Here is a 22,629-nt window from a genome sequence, read left to right as displayed (position 1 = left end):
TTTGCCTTTGAGTGAGTTTATGAATTTAAAAAAATTCAAGCTTTAATAAGTCAAATACTCTTAAAGCTTTTTAAATTCAAGCTAAGCACTTTTTAATGCAAGTAGCTAAATGTTTATTTGACGCTTTTTAAAACGGTATTTATCTTAGGCTCAATATACTTTAAGAGGATTTTGCCTTATCAATTTTGGTAAATTTTGATGAGAATTTTGTCTTAAAATTTTTGTATTAATTTTGTTTTTTAAGTTAAGGCTAAAATTTTCTTAGCCATTGAATTTAGCAAATTTAAACCTTGCAAGGCTTTTTTTGTTTGCAGTTGCAAGAGTGCGAAGCTAAAAAATTCACAGTTTCATTGATATGATTTTGCGAGTGTGCAAACTAGTTTTTAGAGTGTTTTACCATTTATTTTAGAAAACCTCTCGCATTTTTTGGCTATCAAAATGCGAAGTTCTTTGAAAATCTTACACAAACATTGATGAGGAATTTGACAAAATTCAGCAATTTTTTCGCCTCTAAACCTAGGACTTCTTACAAAGGGAGAGACGAAAGGCTAAGTAAAAAATGCTTTCAAATTTCCCTTTAGCGAAATACAAAAACAAATTTTTATGTTTCATAGGCTTTAACTTAAAAAGCTTTAAGTTTAATTGATCCTTATTTGAAAAAAAGCAAAATATCTATTTTGTTTCTTTTTCAAGATAGCCAAGTTCTATTAATTTTTCATAAATTTTTCTTGTAAGAGGACCTGAGGCTATATCGCGTCCTCCGTGTTCAAGTAAAACTGTTACTACGAATTTTGGATTATTATAGGGAGCAAAGCTTGTAAGCCAGGTGTGGGATCTTGTATAGTATGCAAGATCCTTTTCTCTTATGTTTTTCTTTTCAGCCTGAGAAAAGCCTATGACCTGGGCTGTTCCTGTCTTTCCTGCCACGCTTAAAGGAAGTCCGTAAAAGTACCTAAAAGCAGTTCCTCCTGGCTCTGTCGTTACTGCAAGCATAGCCTCTCTTATGGCTGGTAGCTGAGCCTTTTCAAAGGGGTTAAAAAGCTCCTCCTCATCATCTTGCTTGGCACCTTGGACAAAATGAGGGGTGATTTTTTTGCCTGAGGCTATTTGGGCTGTGTATTTGGCTATTTGCATAGGGGTTACTAGGAAATCTCCTTGTCCTATGCTGGTATTTAGGGTTTCTCCCCTATACCAAGGCTTGTTGTAGCGGCGAAGTTTCCATTCTTTGCTTGGAACTGTGCCTACGAATTCATTTGGTAGATCAACTCCTGTCTTTGCTCCAAAGCCTATGTTTGAAAGGGTTGAGCTTATGGTATCTATGCCAACACGCAAGGCTCCCTCGTAAAAATACGCATCGCAGCTGTGCTGAATGGCGTGTTTTAGATTCATATGCCCATGTCCTCCTCTGTTCCAGCATCTAAAATCCCTACCTCCAAGATTAACAGCTCCTGTGCAAACAAAATTCGTAGCATTGTTGATATTTTTTGAATTTAAAAAAGAAAGCCCAACGCCCATCTTCACAACAGAACCAGGAGGGTATAGCCCATTTATCATTTTATTTGTAAAAGGATGATCAGGATGATTTACCAAATCTTGCCACTCCTTGTTTGAAATGCCTAAGACAAAGGGATTTAGATCATACTCAGGATAACTTCCAGCTGCTAGGATGGCACCGCTTTGAGTGTCCATAATTATCGCTGCACCAGCATTTTGAGCGAAGAGCTCTGATAAAAACTCTTGAAGCTTGATGTCTATTGTTAGTTTAAGATCAGCTGAGCTAGGCTCTTGGTAAAAAAGCTCTTCTATTTCTTTGTTAAAGGCATTTACCTTAACCTCTCTAATTCCTCTTTCTCCTTGTAAAAGCTCATTGTAATGTCTTTCTATGCCGCTTTTTCCTACATATTTAGTAAGCTTTGCTAGCTCGTTTTCGTTCATATCTTGTAAATTTGCCTTGCCTATGTAGCCTAGTATATGACTTGCTATGTGGCTATAAGGATAAAATCTTTTTACTATGGGAGTGATTTGTAAATTTTCTCTTAGTTGAAGCTCAGAATAATGCACAATCATATCATAATAAGAAACAAAGTCTATTACTTCTATGAAGTTTTGATTGTAATAAGAATCCTCTTTCGTGTAATTTCTATGCAAAATGCTTGCATTTAGATCTGGAAAAAACTGAGTTAAGATGGATATTTCCTCATCTAAGATGGCTTGATTTTTCTTTCTTATGCTAAGATAGGGCTTTATTGAGATGCTAAAACCTAGGTTGTTGTTTGCTAGGACTAAGTTATTTTTATCATAGATAAGCCCTCTTGTTGGGGCGATTTGTTGGGTTTTTATGGCATTTTGCTTTGCCATTTCTTCATAATATACATTAGATTTGATGCTAAGATAATAAACCCTACTTAAAAGCAAGACAAAAAATAAAAAGATAAAGCCTACAACCAAACGCATTCTCATCTTAATTTATCCTTGAAAACAAAAAAGCAAATAAAGGCTTCAATAAGAGCGTAGATAAAATACTCTTTTCCTAAAAGATCAAGCTTAGAGGTATCCACATAGGATAGAATCTGATCAAGCACATAAAAGATCAAGTAAGCACAAAGGGTGAAAAAAATGGGTAAAAGTTTGCCTATCTTAAAGGTGATTCTTAGCCAATCTACGAAAAAATAATAAAAGATAAAAAAGGCTATCCAGGATGAAAAAAGATAAAAATCGTGAGTAATGTCAATGAATAAAAGATAAAGCAGGGCAAAATAGTAGCGAAAATCCAGATCGTAAAGATTAAGCTCACTTTCTTTAATCAAGCTTAAAGTATAGCAAAAAAAGAAGCCAAGCAAGATGGGCAAGGGAAAAATGGAGCTAAAAATTTGATAAAGCACAAAAAAGGCTGCCCAAAAAACATAGCCTCCATCTATAAAACGGTGCTTTTGAGTGCTTGCATATCTTCTTTGCTTTGGCATTTATGATCCTAAGACTTGTTTGATGATATGCACTTTAAGCTCTTTTAGTCCCTGTTTTGTTGTGGCTGAAACTAGGCATTCATCTTTTAATCTAGTTCTTTGACTTTGATTTAGCTTGTCTGCTTTTGTGAAGATTTTAGATATTTTTTGATCCTTGGTTTTAACTGAGTTTAAATATTTATTTATCTCACAGTCAAGTTCTAAATTCTCGTGTCTTGAATCGATAAGGTGTAAAAAAAGCCTTATTGAGCTTCTTGATCTTAAAAACTCATCCAAATTTCTAGCCCAGTTCTTTTGAATTTCCTTGCTTATCCTAGCATAGCCAAAGCCTGGCAAATCCACAAAGCCTAGCTTAAATCTTATATTTTTATATTCTTTTGAATTTAATTTTAAATTAAGCTTAGCTTGATTTAACTCGCCATTTAAGGTAGGCGTGAATTTTAAGCCTTTTTCCTCTAAATTGCAGCTTGATTTAGAAGATGCAATTTTTTTAAGCCTCATCTTTTTTTCATTTAAGCTTGATAGTGAGGCGAGGGTTTGATTTGAATTTAAATTTAAATTCACAGTTTTATTTGAATTTAAATTCACAGTTTCCTTTGAATTTGGCCTTGAATTTGCATTTAAACTCGGCTCCTTGCTTGAATTTTCCTTTGAATTCACAAGCTCATCTGTCCTTAAATTCACAGCCTCGTCTATCTTTAAATTCACAGTGTCCTTTGAATTTAGCTTCAAGTTTTCATTTAGGCTTGTAATTTTGCTTGAGGCTAGCTTAGCACTTACAGTCTTACTTAACTTTGAGCTAGAATTTATAGCCTCATTTAAATTTATTATCTTAGAATGCAAACCTTCTTGTGAATTTAAAAGATTAAGCTTTTTTAAATCTAAGCCAAAATTCAAAGCATCATCAAGGCTTAAGCTAAAAGTTAGCTCAAAAAAATTAATAAGCCTTGTTTTGCCGGGAGTGGCTGATTTTTTAGCTAAATTTTTTTGTCCTGTTAGGGCATTGATTAAAGAGCTTTTGCCTACATTTGATCTGCCTAAAAAGGCTACTTCCAAAAGATCTTCATTTAAGGCTTCTTTTATATTACTTGCTGATTTGATAAACCTAGCCTCTACTATCATCTTTCCTCAACCTCAAAAATAAATCTCACAGGCTTACTTTTATCGCTTATAACCTCGTATTTTTCTTGCTTTTTATCTATGATGATCTTATCCCCATAAAGCCTTCTTTTTTCGACAAGTTCTTGTATGAAAGCATTTCCGGTGATCTCATATCTATCTTGCAAGACATCATAAATGAGCTCATTGCCCCCACCCTTGTAGTGCTTGTCCTTTAAGATGATATTAAAGCTAGCATTGCCACTTGCCTTGTATTTGGTAGGCTTTCTTTTTGAATCTGTGGTGATTAAAAGCTTGGCTGAGTGTAGTATGTCTTGATCTTTTTTTACCACAACATTTCCGCTCAATACATTTTCCCCGCTTTTTTCATCTGCATAAAAGCGATCAGCACTAAGTTCTATAGGCTTAGCAAATAAGCACACAAAAAACAAAGAAAATATTAATATTATTCTAACCACGCCTTAACCCCTTGGATATTAAGCCTTTTTTTCTCTAAGTCATAATGCAAAAAAGAACCCATCAAAAGATCATCATCCTTATAAGCCTTAAAGGGTAAATTGGTGCTAAGTTCCTTTTTCACCCTATCATAAAGCAAATTTTTAGCCTCGATTTTGGTTTTATTTAGATCCTCATATATGGTGTCATCATTAAATATAGCTACAGTTTTTTCTAGCACAAGCTCTTTCGTGCTTAGATTAAAATCATAGCCAAGAATCACAGCCTCATCAAAAAGATCCCTAGTTTCATACCTAGTCCATTGATCTGCTTTGTAGTTTGACTTGATCTGAGTTGAGTTTAGCTCGTAAAGATCTATATTTCTTGCTATGATGTTTTTAAAATTAAGCTCATTTGGACTTAGCTCTATGGAGTAAAAATCTTGCACACTCATAAAAACCAAGGCAAGAGAAAGAAAGAGCATCAAAGTGGAAAAAAGCCTTATAGCCAAAGTTTATCCCACTCCTTTTGCATTTTATTGTGCCTTATAAGCCTTTCTATCATCAAGGAGATCGCCCCTTCTCCTCCTCTTAGCCTCAATCTTTCTCCAACGCTTATATGAGCATCCTTTGGGGTAAAGGCGTAAGCAACGGCATTTAAAAGGCTTAGATCATTGTAATAATCCCCTATAGCAGCACTTTGCAAGAAGCTTAAATTCAAGCTTTTAAGTATGTTTTTAGCGCAAGCTAGTTTATCCTTTACCCCTTGATAAAGCAGATCTATTTTTAGATCCTTTGCCCTTAAATTTACGCACTCACTATTTCTTCCCGTGATGATGGCTACCTTTTTGCCAAGTTTAAGCCAGGCCTCAATGGCAGCACCGTCCTTGACATTAAACTCTTTAAGCTCAACCCCATTTGCTGAGTAAATAATCTTGCCATCTGTTAAACAGCCATCTACATCTAAGAAAATTAGCTCTATCATTTCACTCTCTTACCACAAAGGCACCTGTGAAGATCCCACTTTTTGCAAAGTCCTTTGCCTCTTCTTCGCTTTTAAAGCCCTTTAAGAAGACTCTATTTAAGCCGTCTTTTGGGCTATTTTTGACAACAGCATTGTAGTTTTGGTATTTTTGATACTTATTTGCTATGCTCTTAGCACCCTCTTCAAACCTAAATGCCCCAATTTGAACCATAAAGCCTCCGCCCTCATAGACCCTACCTCCTCCTACTATCTCTCCGCTTGAGCCTAAATTCACATTTTGTTCTATGATATTGTGGCTTTTATCAATGGCACCAAAGCCTATGACCTCCAAGCGAACGGGTGCTGTGCCACTTTGTAGCATATTGATCTGAGAGGCTGCTGCCTTTGAGAGATCTATGATTCTATTATCCACAAAGGGACCTCTGTCGTTGATGCGAACTGTTGTTTTTTGTCCATTGTTGAGATTTGTTACTCTTAAAATGGTATTCATAGGTAGGGTTTTGTGGGCAGCTGTGAGGGCGTTTTGATTGTAGGTTTCTCCGTTGCTTGTCTTTTTGCCGTGAAAGCCAGGTCCATACCAACTAGCTATACCATCAGCTGTTTCTCCAACCTCCACAACAGTGGGATAATAGGTCTTGCCATTGATGGTATAAGGCTTCATAGTGCCTTTGGCGTTTGAGGAAGTGCTAGTTCTATCACTTCTAAAATCCCTACTTGAATAGCCTCCAAGGCTACCCTGAGAACCCTTGCTTGCCCCGCAAGCACTGAGAAAAAGCACCACTAGGCTTAAACTTAAAATTCTTGCTATCTTTGTTTGAATTTGCATAGCTACACCTTGATTAATTTTTGCATAATTGTAACAAAAAAAAATTTTATTTAAATTAATAAGCCTAGCTAAAAGGATCTTTTGTTTGTAATTTGAATTTTTTAATGGCTTTTTGTTACAAGTTATTTAATTTTTATTGGCTTTATTTTAAAAAACTATTGGTTTTAGATAAAATACCATATTTGTCATTCTAAACGACAATGAATAAACTCTAAGCCCTTGTCATTCCCAGCGTGTGATCAGAAACTCTAAATTCAAAGAGATATTTTTGTTGTTTTACTCCCTCAATATGACAAGCTTAGAGCTTTTTGGCTTTCTAGTCTAAGCTCAAAATGACAAATCAACACTGTTTTGAAAAAGAGCTATTTGTCTTAGCTAGGCTTTGGATTTCACAGAACTTATGATTTAAAAGTAGTTACTAAAAAGTTTTAAATTTTAAGATTGAAGCTGTGCTTAAATTCAACCACACCTAATTTTGCACTTAAAATTCAAAAACGTATTTACACTTAAAATTCAAAGCTAAGTTTAAATTCAGCCAAAAGGCTTATTTTGTAACCCTAGCATATTTTGTCATCTTAATGGGAATGATTAGCTTTTGTTTAAGGCTTAAATGATCATTTTTTATTTTATTATGCTTTCTTAGCTCAGCTACTGTGATGCCGTGTTTTTTGGCTATGCTTGTTAGGGTATCACCTGCTTTAACTGTGTAAATTTTTGTTTGAGGGCTTTTTTGAGGGGGTGATTTTTGTATTTTTGAGTTTTTACCCAGTTTTGGTAGGTCCTTGCTATTTTGTTTGGTGTAGCTTAGTTCAAGTTTTGCAAGTTTTGATGGTATAGCTAATCTTTGTTTAAGGCTTAAATGATCATTTTTTATTTTATTATGCTTTCTTAGCTCAGCTACTGTGATGCCGTGTTTTTTGGCTATGCTTGTTAGGGTATCACCTGCCTTAACTGTGTAAATTTTTGTATCAGAAATTTTTATATCAAGCTTTGCTAACTTCGTAGGATCATAGTTTTTTTCAAAATCAAGCCCCTTGTTAAGCGGTATATACATATAATAATTTGGCCCAGGAGGAGTAAAATCATATCTAAAATGAGGATTATATCTTTTTAGCTCATCGAGGGGCAAACTTGCAAAAAGTGAAAGTTCTTTCAAAGATACGCTTGAGGGCACTTGAACCTTGATAAATTCATTAACTGTGCTAAGATTGCTAATGGCTCTATCTTGTTCGAATAAAAAATTTTCATTCTTTGCTAGAAAGGCTAGGGTGAGAATTTTTTTGATAAATAGCCTTGTTTCTAGGGGTAGGTATTTTTTATCCTCATCAAGCAAGATGGCTAAATCATCGCTTTGTGCTTCATTGATGGCTTGTTTTAGCTTACCGCTTCCGCAGTTATAAGCTAGTATGGCTAGATACCACTTGCCAAACTCGCTTTTTAAATCTTTAAGATAATTTGCCGCGGCCTGAGTTGACTTAAAGGGATCCCTTCTTTCATCTACATATTTATCCACTCTTAAATTCAAGCTTAAAGCGGTTTTTTCCATAAATTGCCAAATGCCAACAGCCTTTGCACTTGATGAACTCTTAGCCTTTAAGCCAGATTCTACAATGGCTAGATACAAAAACTCCTCAGGCAGATCATTTTCCTTGATGATCTTTCTAATAGCAGGTATAAACTCATAATAATGCTTTGTTGAGTGAGCTAGGGTCTTTGAGTGAAGTTTTTTGATATTTTCTTTGTTTTCTACAAAGCTTAGATCGCTAAGATAAGAACTTTGTATATCAAATTTTTTAAGAAGCTGGGTTTGAGCCTCGTAATATTCTAGGCTAAATACATTTGCAAGTAGTGAATTTAAAAAAAGCCCCAAAATCAATACAAATCTCATACAGCTAATTCCTTAAAAAACAACTCCTTTGAATTTGCCGTGCAAATTTTAATAAGCTCATTTCTATCAAGCCTTAAAATTTCAGCCATCTTAGTGGCTACAAAATGCGTAAATATAGGCTCATTTCTCTTGCCTCGAAAGGGCTGAGGGCTAAGATAGGGTGCATCTGTTTCAAGTACCAATCTATTAAGTGGAATTTTGGGTAAGATGAGAGGTAATTCTTTGGCGTTTTTAAAGGTTAAAACCCCACCTATGCCAAAATGAAAGTTTTCTTTTAAATTTAGCAAAAGCTCACTTGCATTAAAGCAGTGCAAAACCCCTCCTACAAGTCTTTGCTCGTATTTTTTTAAGATCTCATAGGTATCCTCATTTGCCTCACGGCTATGAATGATTACAGGTTTTTTGTACTCACAAGCAAGTTCAAGCTGTGCTATAAAGGCTTCTTTTTGTATCTTTTTTACAGTATCAGTGCTTTCATAGTAGTAATCAAGCCCACACTCGCCAACACCAACGCATTTTTTATGGGTAATAAATTTACGCAAAAAGTCCTCATCAAAGCTCTTGCTTTCATTAGGATGAACTCCTACAGCAAAAAAAAGCCCCTCATAAGCCTCGCAAAGCTCCACAGCCCTTGGAAGATCCTTTGGATTTGCAGCTGGGATGATGATCTTTTCTATGCTGTTTTCAAAAGAATGCCTTAAAATTTCATCTAGATCATCAAAAAAACTCTCATCATCTAAGTGGCAATGCGTATCTATAATCTTCTCGCTATCTTTAAATTCAGTGCTTAAAAACATACCTCTATCCTATCTCTGCCATTTGCCTTGGCTAAACTCAAAGCCTCACTTGCCTTTGTGGCAAGTTCTGTGAAAGAACTTCCTGCCTTGCCAAAGCTAAGCCCTATGGAAACGGTAAAAAATACCTCATCCAAGGACACCAAAACTCCCTTGTTTCTAATATTTACACGGATCAAAGAAAGCAGTTTAATAGCCCTTTCGCTACTTGTATTTTTAAGCACTATGCAAATTCTTTCAGAGCTAAAATGTCCTATTATGTCCCTTCCCATAGTTTCGTTGAAAAGTTCTTTAACTGCTGTTTTAAGCATTAAATTTCCTATATGATAGCCATATTCTTCATTTATGCTCTTTAAATTATCAAGCTCTAAGAATGCAAAGGCAAATTCCTCATTTGTTTCGTTAAGCTCTCTCACATAGTCCTCAAATTCATTTCTTAAAGCCAAAGAGGTCTTAGCCCCTGTTAGAGGCTCTAAGTCCTTAAACACAGTCATTAGTCTAAAATCACTCATAGCCCTTAGACATTTATCCAATCTAGCACTAAAAAGCTCTTTATTAAAGGGCTTTGCGATAAATTCATTTGCCTCTGCGTTTAAGAGCTTTGCTTCTAAATCATCATCCTTTTCTCCTAAGACTATGACACCAAGCTCTGATTTTGGATACTTTTCTCTAACCTGAGTAAGAAGCTCCAAAGAATCAATAACAGGCATCTTAGCATCGCAAATTATAAGCCTTGTATCAGCATTGTCATTAAGATAATTAAGAGCTTCTTCTCCGTGAGCACAAGCTAAGACCTCAAAGAGCCTTAAATTTAGGATTTTTTTAAGATTGTTTCTTTCATCTAATTTACTAAGAGCTAAGATCACTTTTTCTTTATTATGCTCGTCAAGTAGTTTTATGGTAGAGATCATCTGATCTACACAAGATTCACTTTCCTTATAAATATAACTTAGTATGTCTTTGTGTAAGAAAAGCTCTCTTGTAGCCTGATCATTACTTGCTGTTAGCACTACAACAGGTAAATTCTTTGCTAGGATCTGATCAACCACCTCTCCATTGGGAGCATCAGGAAGGCAAAGATCAGCAAAGGTTAAAAAATAAGCCTCTTCTTCGATTAAATTCAAGGTTTCAGCAAAATTAAAAGCCAGATCCACCTCAAAGCCAAAGGAGCTTGTGATCTTTTTTGCAAGTAGCTTTGCAAGCATTTTATTATCATCAATGATTAGAATTTTTTTCATAATAAACCTACTTTTTTGAAAATAAAGCTAAGATTATAGCATTTTTAAGCTTAGTTTTGTTTAACAAGCAAAGTTTTTGCAAACTCTATTGCCTCGCTTGTGATCTTATCCCCACTTACCATCCTTGCAAGTTCGTTGATTCTTTCTTGTGAATTTAATTTTTTAACAAAGCTTTGCTTGTCTTTTTTTTCCACTAAGAAGTGATTATTTGCTATTGAGGAAAGCTGAGGTAAATGAGATATGGCAAAGATCTGATAAAAGCTTGAAAGCTCTTTTAAAACCTTTCCTATGCTCATAGCCTCCTTGCCACTTAAATTTGCATCGATCTCATCTAAGAAGATAAGCCCCTTGCCTGAATTTAAAACAAAACACTGAGTAGCTATGAAGGCTAGTCTCAAGCGGTTTAGCTCACCTGAGCTTAAATTTTTAAGCCTAGTATCGCTTATGCTAACTTGCACCTCATCTTTTCCAAGCTCACAAAGTTCGGTTTTTTCTAGCTTTAAGCTAAGATCCTTCATATAAAGTTTGCTTAGATATGAATTTATCAAGTTTTCAAGCTCTTTTAAATGAGACTTTCTGGTGCTTGTAAGCTTGTTTGATAAGCCTTGAAGCTTGTTTGAAACCGTTGAAATTTTAGCTTGAAGTTCTTTTTTTTCAAAGCTTAAATTCTCATAATGTGCTAATTCTTTCTTCTTTTCTTCAAGCACCACAAGGGCATTTTCTATGCTTTCATAACGTTTAATGAGACCTGAAAGCCTTTCTATCCTATCTAAAAGCCCTTCTATGTCAAGATCTAAATCCTCAAAGCTTTGACTTTCTGCTATAACTCTTAACTCATTTAGACACTCGCTAAAAAAATCGCCCTTGACCTCGCTTAAATTCAAGGCTTCTATAACCAAGGGCTCAAGCTCAAAGATAGCCCTTGCCTTGCTCCAAGCCTCTTCAATCTTATCTTTTTTGGCTAATTTCTTTTTTAAAGCCATTAATTCTTCATACTCGCCTATTTTAGGATTTATATCCTCTATCTTTTGAATTTGCAAACTAGCCAGTTCTTTTAGCTCCTCAACTCGCCTCTCCTCCTCATTTACTTTTTGCAAGGCTTCTTGCAATTTGCTGAATTCTTTAAAGCTACTTGCAAATTCTTGCTTAAATTCAGCAAAGCTTGGATTTTGTTTCATTTCAAGTGCATCAAGTAGGATTAATAGTTTTTCGCTTTGAAATTCATTGCTATCCTTTACGGAAAGATATTTCACAAAGCTTTTGCTTAAATTCATCAAGGATTTTTTATTAATACTTTGACTGTTTATAAAATACTTCGCACTCTTATCTTTTAGCATCTTAAAGATAAGCTCATCATCCTCTTCTATGCCAAACTCATTAAGATCAAGCTTATCATCAAGGCTTAGCTCCACAAATTTAGCCTCGCTTTCAACAAGTCCAAAGGCTGATAAGATCCCCCTAAAAAGCACAGATTTTCCGGCCCCGCTAAGTCCTGTAAAAACAGTTAATCCCCCCTCAATGTCAAGCCTAGCCTCCTTAAAACCAACATTTTCACGCATAAAAACTCTATAAATCATCAATTGCCCCAGCTTAACTTTTCTTTTAAAATTTGAAAATAATCCCTATTTTGTGGATAAATAAGCCTTGCTCTTTTTTCGCTTAGGCTTAATTTTATACTCGCATAATCCTTGGCAAAAAGCTGTTCTCTACCGTCAATGAAAAAGGAACACTCTTTGGCCTTAATTTCAAGCTCAAAGCCCCTTGGCAACACTATGGGTCTTTGCGTTAGAGAATGAGCACAAATTGGACTTAGTAAAAAAACCTCAGAAAGAGTGTAGATTATGGGTCCATTTACGCTTAGATTATAAGCAGTTGATCCAGCAGCACTTGCTACTATTAAACCGTCTCCATAATACTCATTAAAGAGCTTACCGTCTCTAAACACCTCTATATGAGCCATAGAATAATCTTGCAAACGAGAAAAAACCACATCATTAAAGGCTGTTTTTTCAAGCAAGTTGCCATTTTTATCTTTTAGACTAAGATCTAGCAAAAAGGGCTCTTCTACAAGGAAGTTTCCTGAAAAAAACTCATCAAAAAAGCCCTGTGCTTCTTGTATGACAAGCCCTGTTAAAAAGCCAAGTCTTCCTGCGTGTATGCCAAGTAATGCCTTTTTATACTCATTAGCCTTGCGGCACAAGGATATAAGGGTGCCATCTCCACCCAAAGATATGATAAAATCGCAGCTTTGAAACAACTCATCAAGCTCAAAGCCCGAACAGACTAGCTTTTTTTTATTAATCTCATTTGAGCTTAAAATACAGTTTTTTTCTAATAAAAGTTCAATTCCTCTTTTGTTGAAAATGTTTTGTAGGATTAAAATTTCACTGCTAAGATCTGTATTTAAACGAGCCACAAGTCCTATTTTACGGATATTTTTATAGTCGATCAGTTCTTTCATAGATGAAATTATATCAAAGTTTTGATAAATTTAAATTTCTTGCTTGGTGAAATTTTTTAAGATAAATTTAACAAAATGTAAAGCATAAAATATTATAATTTCAAAATAAGTTTTAAGGATAAATGTTGAGAACTCATTATAATACTGATTTAAGCATAGCTAATATAAACGACACTGTGAGCCTTTGTGGATGGGTGAATTCATATAGGGATCACGGAGGCATAATTTTCATTGATTTAAGAGATAGAAGTGGACTGATTCAGCTAGTTTGTGATCCAAAGGATAGCGAGGAAGTTCATAAAATAGCAGAGACAGTGCGAAATGAATTCGTGTTAATTGCCAAAGGCAGAGTGCGTGCAAGGGGCGAGGGGCTTAGAAATGCTAAATTAAAAACAGGCGAGATTGAGGTGGTATTAAGCGAGCTTGTAATTGAAAATGAAAGCTTGACCCCTCCCTTTGAAATAGGCGATGAGAGCGTTAATGAGGAGCTTCGCTTGAAGTACCGTTTTTTAGATCTTAGAAATTCAAAGCTTTATGAGAATTTCGCCCTTCGCTCAAAGGCTTGCATAGCAGCTAGAAACTCTCTTTCTAAAATGGGCTTTTTGGAGGTTGAAACGCCTATTTTAACAAAGGCTACTCCTGAGGGAGCAAGGGATTATCTAGTGCCCTCACGCGTTCATCAGGGCGAATTTTACGCTTTGCCTCAGTCTCCTCAGCTTTTTAAGCAGCTTTTAATGTGTGCAGGATTTGATCGTTATTTTCAGATCGCAAAATGCTTTAGGGATGAGGATTTAAGGGCTGACAGACAGCCTGAATTCACGCAAATTGATGTAGAAATGAGCTTTTGTACTCAAGAAGATGTCATTAGGGTAGCAGAAGGCTTTTTAAAGGATATTTTCAATGCTTGTGGCAAGGAAATTCAAACACCCTTTAAGGTGATGAGCTACAAGGATGCTATGGAAAAATATGGCTCAGATAAGCCTGATCTACGTTTTAAGCTTGAATTTATTGATGTTTTGGATATTTTTGCTAGATCAAATAATGAAATTTTTGCTAGTATTGCCAAAGACAGCAAGAAAAACCGTATCAAGGCCTTGCGTGTGCCAAAGGGAGATCTGCTTTTTTCTAAGCGCCAAATGCAAGGCTTTGAGGACTTTGTGCGAAAATTTGGAGCACAAGGACTTGCCTTCATTCAGGTAAAAGAGGACGGCTTAAAGGGTCCCTTGCTTAAATTCTTTACTCAAAGCGATTTAGACGAGCTTGTTAAAAGATGTGGGCTTGAGGTTGGGGATGTGGTGTTTTTTGGAGCAGGGGCTAAAAAAACCGTGCTTGATTATATGGGGCGATTTCGTGTTTTTTTGGCAAATGAGATGAAGCTTATTGATGAAAATGTGCTTGAATTTTTGTGGGTGGTGGATTTTCCTATGTTTGAAGAGGATGAGGATGGAAAATTTTCTGCTATGCATCATCCCTTTACTATGCCAAAAAACATTGATGAGGAAAATATCGAGGACATAAGCTCTGTGGCTTACGATGTGGTGTTAAATGGCGTTGAGCTTGGAGGTGGGAGTGTTAGAATTCACAAAAAAGACATCCAGCAAAAGGTTTTCAAGCTTTTAAATATAAATGAAAGCGAACAAAGAGAAAAATTTGGCTTTTTGCTTGATGCTCTAAGTTACGCAGCCCCTCCGCATGCTGGCATTGCCATAGGGCTTGATAGGCTTATAATGCTACTTAGCAAGGCTTCAAGCATTAGGGAGGTAATAGCCTTTCCTAAGACTCAAAGGGCTCAGTGCCTAATGACAGCAGCACCAGCAAGTGTGAGCGTAGAGCAGTTAAGGGAACTTGGTATAAAATTAAGGGAGAAATTACAATGACAAAACTATTTTTTATTATAGGAGCGCCGGGTAGTGGCAAGACAACGGATGCTAGCATCATAGCCAAAGAAGGTGCTGATATTACGCATTATTCCACTGGTGATTTGTTGAGAGATGAGGTTGCAAGTGGATCTGAGCTTGGAAAGCTAATCAATGGCTTTATCTCAAAGGGCGAGTTGGTGCCTTTAACTGTGGTCATAGACACCATAGTTTCAGCCTTAAAAAATTCAGCCACTCAAGTTGTGATCATAGATGGCTATCCTAGAAGCGTTGAGCAGATGATGGAATTTGACAAGGTCTTGCAAAAGAACAAGGAAATTGATCTAAGAGCTGTGATCGAGGTGCAAGTAAGTGAGCAAGTAGCCAAGGACAGAGTGCTTGGTAGATCAAGAGGGGATGATGATAATGAAGCGGTTTTTAACAACAGAATGCGAGTTTTTACCGAGCCTTTGAGTGAGATCCGCAAATTTTATAGTGAAAAAAAGGTGCTTTACACCATAAACGGTGAGCGAAGCATAGAAGAAATAGTAGCTGAGATGAAAAAGCTAATACAAAAACTACTTTAAAAGGAGCAAAGATGGATCTTTCTAAGATAAAGGTGGGCTCAATCCCAGATAAGATCAACGCTGTCATTGAGATACCTTATGGTTCTAGCGTTAAATACGAACTTGACAAGGATAGCGGTGCAGTGCTTGTTGATAGAGTGATGGCTTCTGCTGTTTTTTACCCAGCAAACTATGGCTTTATAGCAAATACCCTAGCAGATGATGGGGATCCTGTAGATATACTCGTGCTTAACGAGTATGCTGTGCAAGCTGGTGCTGTGCTTCCTTGCCGTCTCATAGGAGTTCTCATTATGGAGGATGAAAGTGGGATGGACGAAAAGCTTTTAGCTGTTCCAACAAGCAAGGTAGATCCTAGATATGATGAGATCAAAAGCCTTGATGATCTGCCAAAGGCTAGTTTGGCTAAGATCAAAAACTTCTTTGAAACCTATAAGATCTTAGAAAAGGACAAGTGGGTAAAGGTGCAAGATTTTAAGCCGCTTGATGAGGCTGTTAAAATATTAAACAAGGCTATTGCAAATTATAAGGCTTGAAACTATATCAAGCCCTTTGAGGTTTTCTTATGCTTTTGGGAGTAAATATAGATCATATCGCTGTTTTAAGGGAGGCTAGGCAGGTTGATGAGCCCAATGTGCTTGAAGCAGCCTTGATAGTAGCAAGAAATGCCGAACAAATTACACTTCATATAAGAGAGGATCGTCGCCACGTCAAGGAACACGACCTTGAAACGATCTTAAAGCATTGCAAATGTCCTGTAAATTTAGAATGCGCAAACGATGAGGCTATGCTCTCTTTGGCTTGTGAATTTGCTCCACATAGAGTAACTTTGGTGCCTGAAAAACGAGAGGAATTAACCACAGAAGGTGGGCTGAATTTAGAAAGCAAGGGCATTTTAAAAGCCATAGATACCTTAAAAAGCCACGATATAGAGGTTTCTCTTTTTATAGATCCAAACGAGGCAAGTGTTAAAAAAGCTGCCGCGCTTAAGGCTGACTTTGTGGAATTACACACAGGTGCTTACGCAAATTTACACAGTGCCTTTTACACCAACATTTTAAAAACCCCATATAAGATCAAAGAGCTTGATTTGTCGCGTTTTGAGCTTAGATCCAGGCTTGAAAAAGAGCTTGAAAGAATCAAAAGCTCAGCAAATTTGGGGCTGAATTTAGGGCTTAAAATCGCCGCAGGACATGGACTAAATTACAAAAATGTAGAAGAGATTGCTAAAATTCAGGCAATTTGCGAGCTAAACATAGGACAAAGCATAGTGGCAAGGGCTGTTTTTGTGGGTTTAGAACAAGCCATCAAAGAAATGAAGGCTTTGATGAATGCTAGCTAAGCCAAAAATAGCCATTAGCATAGGCGACATAAATGGCATAGGGCTTGAAATCGCACTTAAAAGCCACAACTTCATCTCAAAATACTGCACGCCCTACTACTTCATACACGAAAGCCTCTTAAATCAGGCTTTGAAAAGGCTAAATTCAAAGAAACCAAAGCATTTTACTTGCGTTGAATTTTCAAACGCCTCTAAAATGAGCCTTATCAAAGGACAGCATAAGGACAGCTTGTGCTTTGAGGCGAATTTAGCTTGTCAAACCAACGAAAAATTTAAGATTAAGGCAGGAAAGATAGACTCAAATAGTGGATCTTATAGCTTTGCTAGCTTTAAATTTGCTTGTGAGTTTGTCAAAATGGGCTTTGCAAGGGCTTTAATAACCCTACCCATTCACAAAAAGGCTTGGAGCGAGGCAGGACTTACCTACAAGGGACATACTCAGGCCTTAGGTGAGTTTTTTGGGCGACAAGCCATTATGATGCTTGGTTGCAAGGAATTATTTATAGGGCTTTTTACCGAGCATATCCCTTTAAGCGAGGTTAGCTTTAAGATAAAAGCACCCAAACTTTGTGAATTTTTAATCACCTTTTACAAAGAAACTCGGTTTAAAAAGATAGGGGTTTTATCTTTTAACCCCCACGCTAGCGACTTTGGTACCATAGGAGGCAAAGAAGAGCTTGAAATTTCAAGGGCTCTTAAAATAACTAATGTTTTTTTAAATGTCAAAACCCTTTCAAACACTCGTCAAAAAAGATTTTTAAATCATCATAAAATAGAATTTGAAAATCTGCTTAAAAGTTTGCTTGATGATGAAATTTTGCTTTCAAATTTAAGTCAAAGCCTTGAAAAAGAGGCGAAATTCAAGCATTTTTATTTACCAAATCCCCTTGTAGCTGATACTGCTTTTACGAAAAATTCACTCAAACAGTGCAACCGTCTTATTTCTATGAGCCACGATCTAGCCCTAGCTCCATTAAAGGCACTATTTTTTGAAAAAAGCGTCAATGTGAGCTTAAATTTACCCATAATCCGCACTAGCGTTGATCACGGCACTGCCTTTGACAAGGCTTACAAAAATGCCAAAATTTCCACAAAAAGCTACAAAGAAGCCATAGCTGTGGCTTTAAAGCTTATAATAAAAAAGAAAAATAAAGCTTAGTGAAATGCTAAAAAAAGCTTAAAATAAAATTCAAGATACAAAAGACTTTTTGTTAGCTTTGTAAATTTTAGTAAGGCTAATTTTAAATGCTAATTTTACACTGTTTTATCCTTTCAAACCATCTTTAAATCTTTTTTTGCTACTAAAATTTAAAACTCAGTTCTAAATTTAAACAAAAAAGCCTTTGCTTTTATTACTTAGCTCTTTTTCAAGAAAAGTATTGATTTGCCATTGGCGAATTTATGGGTGAAGAAGCCGTCAATTCAAGGCACTTCTCCATAAATTCGTGTATTTTTGGCACAGTCTCACAATGACAAATATGATATTTTGTCTAAAATCAATACTTTTTTAAAAAAGAGCCCAATACTTAGATTTAAACTGCTACTTAAAAAGCAAATTTACATAAAAATTCACAGCAAGCTTTTAGCGTAAAGCCTTTTCATTTTTTAAAAGCTTTTTAAAAGAGTTTAAAATTTATGCCTTGAATTTATGCTAGGGTTTATTAGAGCTTAAATAAATCTTAAAAATTTAAGTTTTATTTAAGATTTATTTTTATATAATCTCTCATTTTTTTCAAGCTAAATTTAAAGATAGTAAAGAAAAGCTTTGAATTTTTAAAACAAATAAAAAATTTATTTTGAATTTAAAATGATAAATGTTTAAAATAAGATAAAAATATCAAGCTCATTAAAAAATCTTTCCTTAAAACTGTGTCAAAATTATTAACTTTAAAACTAAACTTCAAAGGAAGTTCCTATGCATTATGTGGCTAAATTTTTAAAAGCCTTTTCTCCTATCATTGTAGCACTTTTGATTTTGCTTTGTCCTGTGCCTGAGGGTTTAAGCTTTAATGCTTGGCTTTATTTTGCTATCTTTGTTGGGGTTATTGTGGGGCTTATCATAGAGCCTGTGCCTTCTGCCTTGGTTGGTTTGATTGGGGTTGGGGTGTGTATATGGCTTAAGCTTGGACCTGTTGGAAGTGGAAATTCTGAAACTATAATCAAGTCTAGTGAGGCTGTAAATTGGGGACTTGCTGGCTTTTCTAATTCCACAGTTTGGCTCATCTTTGCAGCCTTTATGATAGGGCTTGGCTATCAAAAAAGCGGACTTGGTAGGAGAATAGCCCTATTTTTAGTGAAAACGCTTGGCAAGACCTCTCTTGGACTTGGTTATGCCATTAGCATAGCAGATGGCATTTTATCTCCTTTCATACCCTCAAATTCAGCAAGAAGCGGGGGCATAATCTATCCCATAGTTAGTCAAATTCCTCCTATGGTTGATTCTCATCCTGATAAGGATCCTAGAAAATTAGGAGCTTATTTGGTCTGGGTTTCATTAGCAGCTACTTGTGTAACAAGTTCTATGTTTTTTACAGCCCTTGCTCCAAATTTACTTGCTATGGAAACGGCTGTTAAAAGCGGGGTAGCACCCATTAGCTGGTTTGGCTGGTTTATGGCTTTTTTACCTGCTGGGATCGTTTTGTTTCTTGCTACTCCTTGGCTTGCTTATGTGTTTTATCCGCCAAGCTTGAAAGGTTCTGCGGATGCTTCTAAATGGGCTGGGGAGGAGTTATCAAGGCTAGGTTCTATGAGCCTTAAAGAATACACCATGATAATCTTAGCCGTTTTTGCTCTAATTTTTTGGATCTTTGGAGATAGCTTTGGGGTAAATGCCACTGTTGTTGCCTTAACTGTTATGATCTTAATGGTGCTTTTAAGGGTGATTGAGTGGAATGATATTTTGGCAAATAAGGCAGCCTGGGGCGTTTTGGCTTGGTTTGGCTCCTTGGTAACCTTGGCAGGTGGGCTTAAAAATGTAGGCTTTTTGGACTTTATAGCAAGGATAGGAGGGGCATATTTGGGAAATTTAGAGCCCACACTTGCACTTATAGGTTTGATTGTATTTTTCTATGTGCTTCATTATTTCTTTGCCTCTACAACAGCACATGTAACCGCACTTTTGGCACTGTTTATCACAGTAGCAAGTGGGATAAATGGCATTGATCTACAACAACTTACCTTGTTTTTAATGCTCACACTTGGCATTGTTGGCATTATCACCCCTTATGGCACAGGACCTAGTCCTGTTTGGTATGGCACTCATTATATTGAAAGTAAGGATTTTTGGAGATTGGGGCTGATCTTTGGTTTTATATATTTGGTGGTTTTTTTAGTTCTTTGTATTCCTTGGGTTAAGTATGTAGCCCATATCTGGCTTTAAGGCACCAAGTTTGGTGCCTATATGAGAGCGTATTCTAAGACCTCTTCTATTCTAGTTACTTGGATGATTTTTAAGCTTTCTCGCACCTCAAGGGGTATATCTTTTAAGTCTCTTTCATAGTTTTTCGTGGGGATTAGGGCTGTTTTTATGTCGGCTTTATAAGCTGCTATTAACTTTTCTTTTAAGCCTCCTATTGGCAAAACCTTTCCCACTAGATCAACCTCTCCTGTCATAGCCACAGTTGCATTAACCTTCCTTTCGCTAAAAATGCTAGCCAGTGCCACGCACATAGTGATCCCAGCACTTGGGCCGTCCTTAGGAGTAGCCCCATCGGGTATATGCAAATGTATATTGTAAAGATCATATACATTTTCCTTTAATTTGGCTAGTTTTTTAGGAAGCTTTACTGTGCCACTGTCGATGAGGGTTTTTACCAAACTAAAGGCAATTTGTGCTGATTCTTTCATCACATCGCCCATTGAGCCTGTAAGCATTAGCTGCCCCTTGCCCTTGATCTTAATGGCTTCTATCTTTAAAACCTCTCCTCCAACAGCCGTCCAAGCTAGGCCGTTTACTTGTCCTACGGCATTTTGTCCGTTTTGTTTTTCAAGCTCATAGACCTTTTTATCCAAAAATTCACTTAAATTTTTTGAAGTTACTAAGACCTTTTTTGTATCTTCTAAGAGTAATTTTTTCACACTTTTTCTGCAAAGCTCGGCTATCTTTCTACGAAGGCTTCTAACCCCACTTTCTCTGGTGTACTCGCTAATTATCAGCTCGCAAGCTTCTTTGTTTATGGAAAGCTCGTCCTTTTTCAAGCCGTGCTTTGCCTTTTCATCAGGGATTAGATAGTTTTGCATAATGGCAAACTTCTCATTTGGCGTGTATGAGCTTAGCTCAATGAACTCCATCCTATCACGCAGTGGGCTTGGAATCGAGCCTATATCATTCGCCGTGGCGATAAAGATAATTTTACTTAAATCAATGTTGAAATTGAGGTAATAATCCCTAAATTTCGCATTTTGCTCAGGATCTAAGATCTCTAAAAGCACGGCACTTGGATCCCCTCGAAAAGAGCGATTTAATTTATCTATCTCGTCCAAAACCACGACAGGATTAATCTGCTTTGCCTCGATTAGCCCCTGCACAATGCGTCCGGGCATAGCACCTATGTAGGTTCTACGGTGTCCTCTTAATTCATTTACATCCTCTAAACCCCCTAGGGCTATGCGGATTAGCTCTCTTTTTAAAGCCTTTGCCACAGAGTTGGCAAGCGAGGTTTTACCAACGCCCGGCGGTCCATAAAGGCACATTATTACCTTTGCACCGTCTTTATCCTCAATGCCCCTTTTTTCAAGTAGCTCTCTAACGGCGAAGTATTCCTCAATGCGTTCTTTGGGCTTTGTTAGAGCGTAGTGATCCTTATCAAGCTGTTTTGCGACCTCTTTAATGTCAAGCTTTTTTTTCGCCATCTTTTCAAAAGGCACATCCAAAGCTGTTTCAATGTAGGTTTGTATCATCGAGGCTTCGGAGTTGTCTTGGTGAATTCTTTCAAATTTTTCAATTTGTTTCTTAATTTCCTTGTAGGCTTCCTCATACATAAATTTTTTCTTGGCTTCAAGGCGGGTGTAGTACTCTTTGGTGTCGTCTTCTTTTTGAGTGTCTGAGCCAAGTTCTTTTTGAATTTGTTTGATTTGTTCTTTGAGAAAATACTCTTTATTTACCTGATCTATCTTTGAGTGAACCTTATTTTTTATCTCCTTTTGTAATTTATTTGCCTCTATCTCCTCTGCTACTAAATTTATCAGCTCCATGATCTTTTTTTCTACATTGCTTTCTATGAAAAATTCATAAGCACTTTGTTTTTTTACCCGAATGGTATTTAGTATGAGATCACAAATTCTAACGCTATCTACGCCCTCTTCGATGGTGCGAAGCAAGTCTGGGGAAAAATAATGGCTTATATTAGCAAGGGCTCTTACCTTTTCTTTTAAAACTGCTAAGAGTGCCTCGTTTTTGGCACCGTCTGTGTTTATTTGAGGGATGATGTCAATTAATGCCCTTAATGGCTTTGAGCCTATTTGCTTTATGATTTTGCCCTTGGTGTAGCCTTGAAATAGTATTTTGACGCGCCCATCAGGCAAAGGCACCTTTCTCATAACAGTGCCTATTACACCACAGTCATAGATCTCATCAAAGCTTCTAGCACCCTCAAATTTAGAAGGGGCGACAAAGAGCATAGTCTCGTTTTTTAAAGCAAGATCAAGTGCTTTAATGTTTGCAATGTCGTTTAAAAAAATGGGCGTTATCATAAAGGGATATAAAAAAAGCTCATCTTCTACAAGCACAGGAAGTTCGCTTGGATAAGTTTTGTTTTGCTCTACATTCATATTTTGTCCTTTTAATTTAAATTCAAGCTTGTATGTAAGCAAGCTTTTTAAAATTTGCTCTTTTTAAAAACTACCTTGAATTTTTTAAATTCACAAGACTTTTTTGCCCTTAAAACAAGCTTTTTAAATTCACAAGTTCTTTAATGTAAAACTTGTTTTTGAATTTAGCAAGTTTCAAAAAGCCTTTGAATTTAGCCTTTGCAAATTTACAAAATTCAAGCAAGTTTAAAGCTTTGCAAATTTTAAAATTTAAGCAAACTCAAATCCTTGCAAAATTTCAAATTCAAGCCTAAATTTAACTTGCTTAAATTTTTATGTGAATTTTACTAAAATTTAGCTAAAAATTTAAGCTTTATGACAAAAAGCCTTG

At 36.4% G+C, this 22,629-nt stretch carries 17 protein-coding genes and 2 pseudogenes; 6 read left to right on the top strand and 13 right to left on the bottom strand.

Annotated elements, in window-relative coordinates; genetic code table 11:
• Positions 1-672: 672 nt before the first annotated feature.
• The 12 genes and pseudogenes from mrdA to DMC01_RS04850 all read right to left on the bottom strand — a co-directional run bounded on the left by mrdA (position 673) and on the right by DMC01_RS04850 (position 12,708).
• Positions 673-2,460: a penicillin-binding protein 2 gene (gene mrdA / locus DMC01_RS04905; protein WP_142693170.1), complete on the bottom strand. Its 1,788-nt coding sequence runs from the start codon at positions 2,458-2,460 to the stop codon at positions 673-675.
• Positions 2,457-2,963, bottom strand: coding sequence for a hypothetical protein (locus tag DMC01_RS04900; protein ID WP_142693169.1), 507 nt, complete (start codon positions 2,961-2,963; stop codon positions 2,457-2,459). Before DMC01_RS04900 ends, mrdA begins: the two co-directional genes overlap by 4 nt.
• Before the next feature lie 930 nt (positions 2,964-3,893).
• Positions 3,894-4,085 (bottom strand): annotated as a pseudogene (locus tag DMC01_RS04895) (GTPase); the annotation flags it as partial.
• A complete protein-coding gene (lptA, locus tag DMC01_RS04890) occupies positions 4,082-4,540 on the bottom strand; it encodes a lipopolysaccharide transport periplasmic protein LptA (RefSeq protein WP_142693168.1) in 459 nt (152 codons plus the stop codon). The pseudogene DMC01_RS04895 and the gene lptA, both read right to left, overlap by 4 nt.
• Positions 4,528-5,028 carry a hypothetical protein gene (locus DMC01_RS04885; protein ID WP_142693167.1) on the bottom strand — a complete coding sequence of 167 codons (501 nt, stop codon included), beginning with the start codon at positions 5,026-5,028 and terminating at the stop codon, positions 4,528-4,530. The genes lptA and DMC01_RS04885 overlap by 13 nt, the downstream gene beginning before the upstream one ends.
• Complete coding sequence (locus DMC01_RS04880) at positions 5,019-5,501, bottom strand: KdsC family phosphatase (protein ID WP_142693166.1); 483 nt, start codon at positions 5,499-5,501, stop codon at positions 5,019-5,021. The genes DMC01_RS04885 and DMC01_RS04880 overlap by 10 nt, the downstream gene beginning before the upstream one ends.
• A gap of 1 nt (position 5,502) precedes the next feature.
• The gene (locus tag DMC01_RS04875; protein ID WP_142693165.1) at positions 5,503-6,327 is read right to left on the bottom strand and encodes a septal ring lytic transglycosylase RlpA family protein; all 825 of its coding nucleotides are present in this window, start codon (positions 6,325-6,327) and stop codon (positions 5,503-5,505) included.
• Between the two features lie 781 nt (positions 6,328-7,108).
• Positions 7,109-8,215: pseudogene (locus tag DMC01_RS04870) on the bottom strand (lytic transglycosylase domain-containing protein); the annotation flags it as partial.
• Positions 8,212-9,012 carry a TatD family hydrolase gene (locus tag DMC01_RS04865; protein WP_142693164.1) on the bottom strand — a complete coding sequence of 267 codons (801 nt, stop codon included), beginning with the start codon at positions 9,010-9,012 and terminating at the stop codon, positions 8,212-8,214. The pseudogene DMC01_RS04870 and the gene DMC01_RS04865, both read right to left, overlap by 4 nt.
• Entirely contained in the window at positions 9,003-10,250 is a 1,248-nt protein-coding gene (gene cbrR, locus DMC01_RS04860) for a bile resistance response regulator CbrR (RefSeq protein WP_142693163.1), read from the bottom strand. The genes DMC01_RS04865 and cbrR overlap by 10 nt, the downstream gene beginning before the upstream one ends.
• Positions 10,251-10,297: 47 nt before the next feature.
• Complete coding sequence (locus DMC01_RS04855; protein WP_427846094.1) at positions 10,298-11,806, bottom strand: DNA repair protein RecN; 1,509 nt, start codon at positions 11,804-11,806, stop codon at positions 10,298-10,300.
• Between the two features lie 17 nt (positions 11,807-11,823).
• Entirely contained in the window at positions 11,824-12,708 is an 885-nt protein-coding gene (locus tag DMC01_RS04850) for an NAD(+) kinase (protein WP_142693161.1), read from the bottom strand.
• Positions 12,709-12,833: 125 nt separating this feature from the next.
• Between DMC01_RS04850 and aspS the strand changes: the two genes are divergently transcribed.
• From aspS to DMC01_RS04820, 6 genes are all read left to right on the top strand, one after another.
• A complete protein-coding gene (aspS, locus tag DMC01_RS04845) occupies positions 12,834-14,585 on the top strand; it encodes an aspartate--tRNA ligase (protein WP_142693160.1) in 1,752 nt (583 codons plus the stop codon).
• Positions 14,582-15,151: an adenylate kinase gene (locus DMC01_RS04840; RefSeq protein WP_142693159.1), complete on the top strand. Its 570-nt coding sequence runs from the start codon at positions 14,582-14,584 to the stop codon at positions 15,149-15,151. Before aspS ends, DMC01_RS04840 begins: the two co-directional genes overlap by 4 nt.
• 11 nt (positions 15,152-15,162) lie before the next feature.
• The gene (gene ppa / locus DMC01_RS04835) at positions 15,163-15,684 is read left to right on the top strand and encodes an inorganic diphosphatase (RefSeq protein ID WP_142693158.1); all 522 of its coding nucleotides are present in this window, start codon (positions 15,163-15,165) and stop codon (positions 15,682-15,684) included.
• Positions 15,685-15,713: 29 nt separating this feature from the next.
• On the top strand, positions 15,714-16,490 hold the full coding sequence (locus tag DMC01_RS04830) for a pyridoxine 5'-phosphate synthase (RefSeq protein ID WP_142693157.1): 777 nt from the start codon (positions 15,714-15,716) through the stop codon (positions 16,488-16,490).
• Positions 16,480-17,649: a 4-hydroxythreonine-4-phosphate dehydrogenase gene (pdxA, locus tag DMC01_RS04825; RefSeq protein WP_142693156.1), complete on the top strand. Its 1,170-nt coding sequence runs from the start codon at positions 16,480-16,482 to the stop codon at positions 17,647-17,649. Before DMC01_RS04830 ends, pdxA begins: the two co-directional genes overlap by 11 nt.
• Before the next feature lie 756 nt (positions 17,650-18,405).
• Positions 18,406-19,869 (top strand): DASS family sodium-coupled anion symporter, encoded by a 1,464-nt coding sequence (locus DMC01_RS04820; RefSeq protein WP_142693155.1) that lies wholly within the window; start codon positions 18,406-18,408, stop codon positions 19,867-19,869.
• A gap of 17 nt (positions 19,870-19,886) precedes the next feature.
• On the opposite strand, the gene lon is transcribed toward DMC01_RS04820, so the two are convergent.
• Positions 19,887-22,259, bottom strand: coding sequence for an endopeptidase La (lon, locus tag DMC01_RS04815; RefSeq protein ID WP_142693154.1), 2,373 nt, complete (start codon positions 22,257-22,259; stop codon positions 19,887-19,889).
• Positions 22,260-22,629: the final 370 nt, after the last annotated feature.

This window comes from Campylobacter troglodytis (assembly GCF_006864425.1).
In the GTDB taxonomy this organism is placed as follows: domain Bacteria; phylum Campylobacterota; class Campylobacteria; order Campylobacterales; family Campylobacteraceae; genus Campylobacter_D; species Campylobacter_D troglodytis.
This window is presented reverse-complemented; position numbering and strand designations above follow the sequence as displayed.

Bases quoted from the DNA above. Each gene is read 5' to 3' on its own strand.
- DMC01_RS04850 (WP_142693161.1), bottom strand. From the start codon at position 12,708: ATGAAAGAACTGATCGACTATAAAAATATCCGTAAAATAGGACTTGTG.
- pdxA (WP_142693156.1), top strand. From the start codon at position 16,480: ATGCTAGCTAAGCCAAAAATAGCCATTAGCATAGGCGACATAAATGGC.
- ppa (WP_142693158.1), top strand. From the start codon at position 15,163: ATGGATCTTTCTAAGATAAAGGTGGGCTCAATCCCAGATAAGATCAAC.
- mrdA (WP_142693170.1), bottom strand. From the start codon at position 2,460: ATGAGAATGCGTTTGGTTGTAGGCTTTATCTTTTTATTTTTTGTCTTG.
- DMC01_RS04855 (WP_427846094.1), bottom strand. From the start codon at position 11,806: ATGCGTGAAAATGTTGGTTTTAAGGAGGCTAGGCTTGACATTGAGGGG.
- DMC01_RS04840 (WP_142693159.1), top strand. From the start codon at position 14,582: ATGACAAAACTATTTTTTATTATAGGAGCGCCGGGTAGTGGCAAGACA.
- DMC01_RS04820 (WP_142693155.1), top strand. From the start codon at position 18,406: ATGCATTATGTGGCTAAATTTTTAAAAGCCTTTTCTCCTATCATTGTA.
- DMC01_RS04830 (WP_142693157.1), top strand. From the start codon at position 15,714: ATGCTTTTGGGAGTAAATATAGATCATATCGCTGTTTTAAGGGAGGCT.
- DMC01_RS04900 (WP_142693169.1), bottom strand. From the start codon at position 2,963: ATGCCAAAGCAAAGAAGATATGCAAGCACTCAAAAGCACCGTTTTATA.
- DMC01_RS04865 (WP_142693164.1), bottom strand. From the start codon at position 9,012: ATGTTTTTAAGCACTGAATTTAAAGATAGCGAGAAGATTATAGATACG.
- DMC01_RS04875 (WP_142693165.1), bottom strand. From the start codon at position 6,327: ATGCAAATTCAAACAAAGATAGCAAGAATTTTAAGTTTAAGCCTAGTG.
- lon (WP_142693154.1), bottom strand. From the start codon at position 22,259: ATGAATGTAGAGCAAAACAAAACTTATCCAAGCGAACTTCCTGTGCTT.
- DMC01_RS04880 (WP_142693166.1), bottom strand. From the start codon at position 5,501: ATGATAGAGCTAATTTTCTTAGATGTAGATGGCTGTTTAACAGATGGC.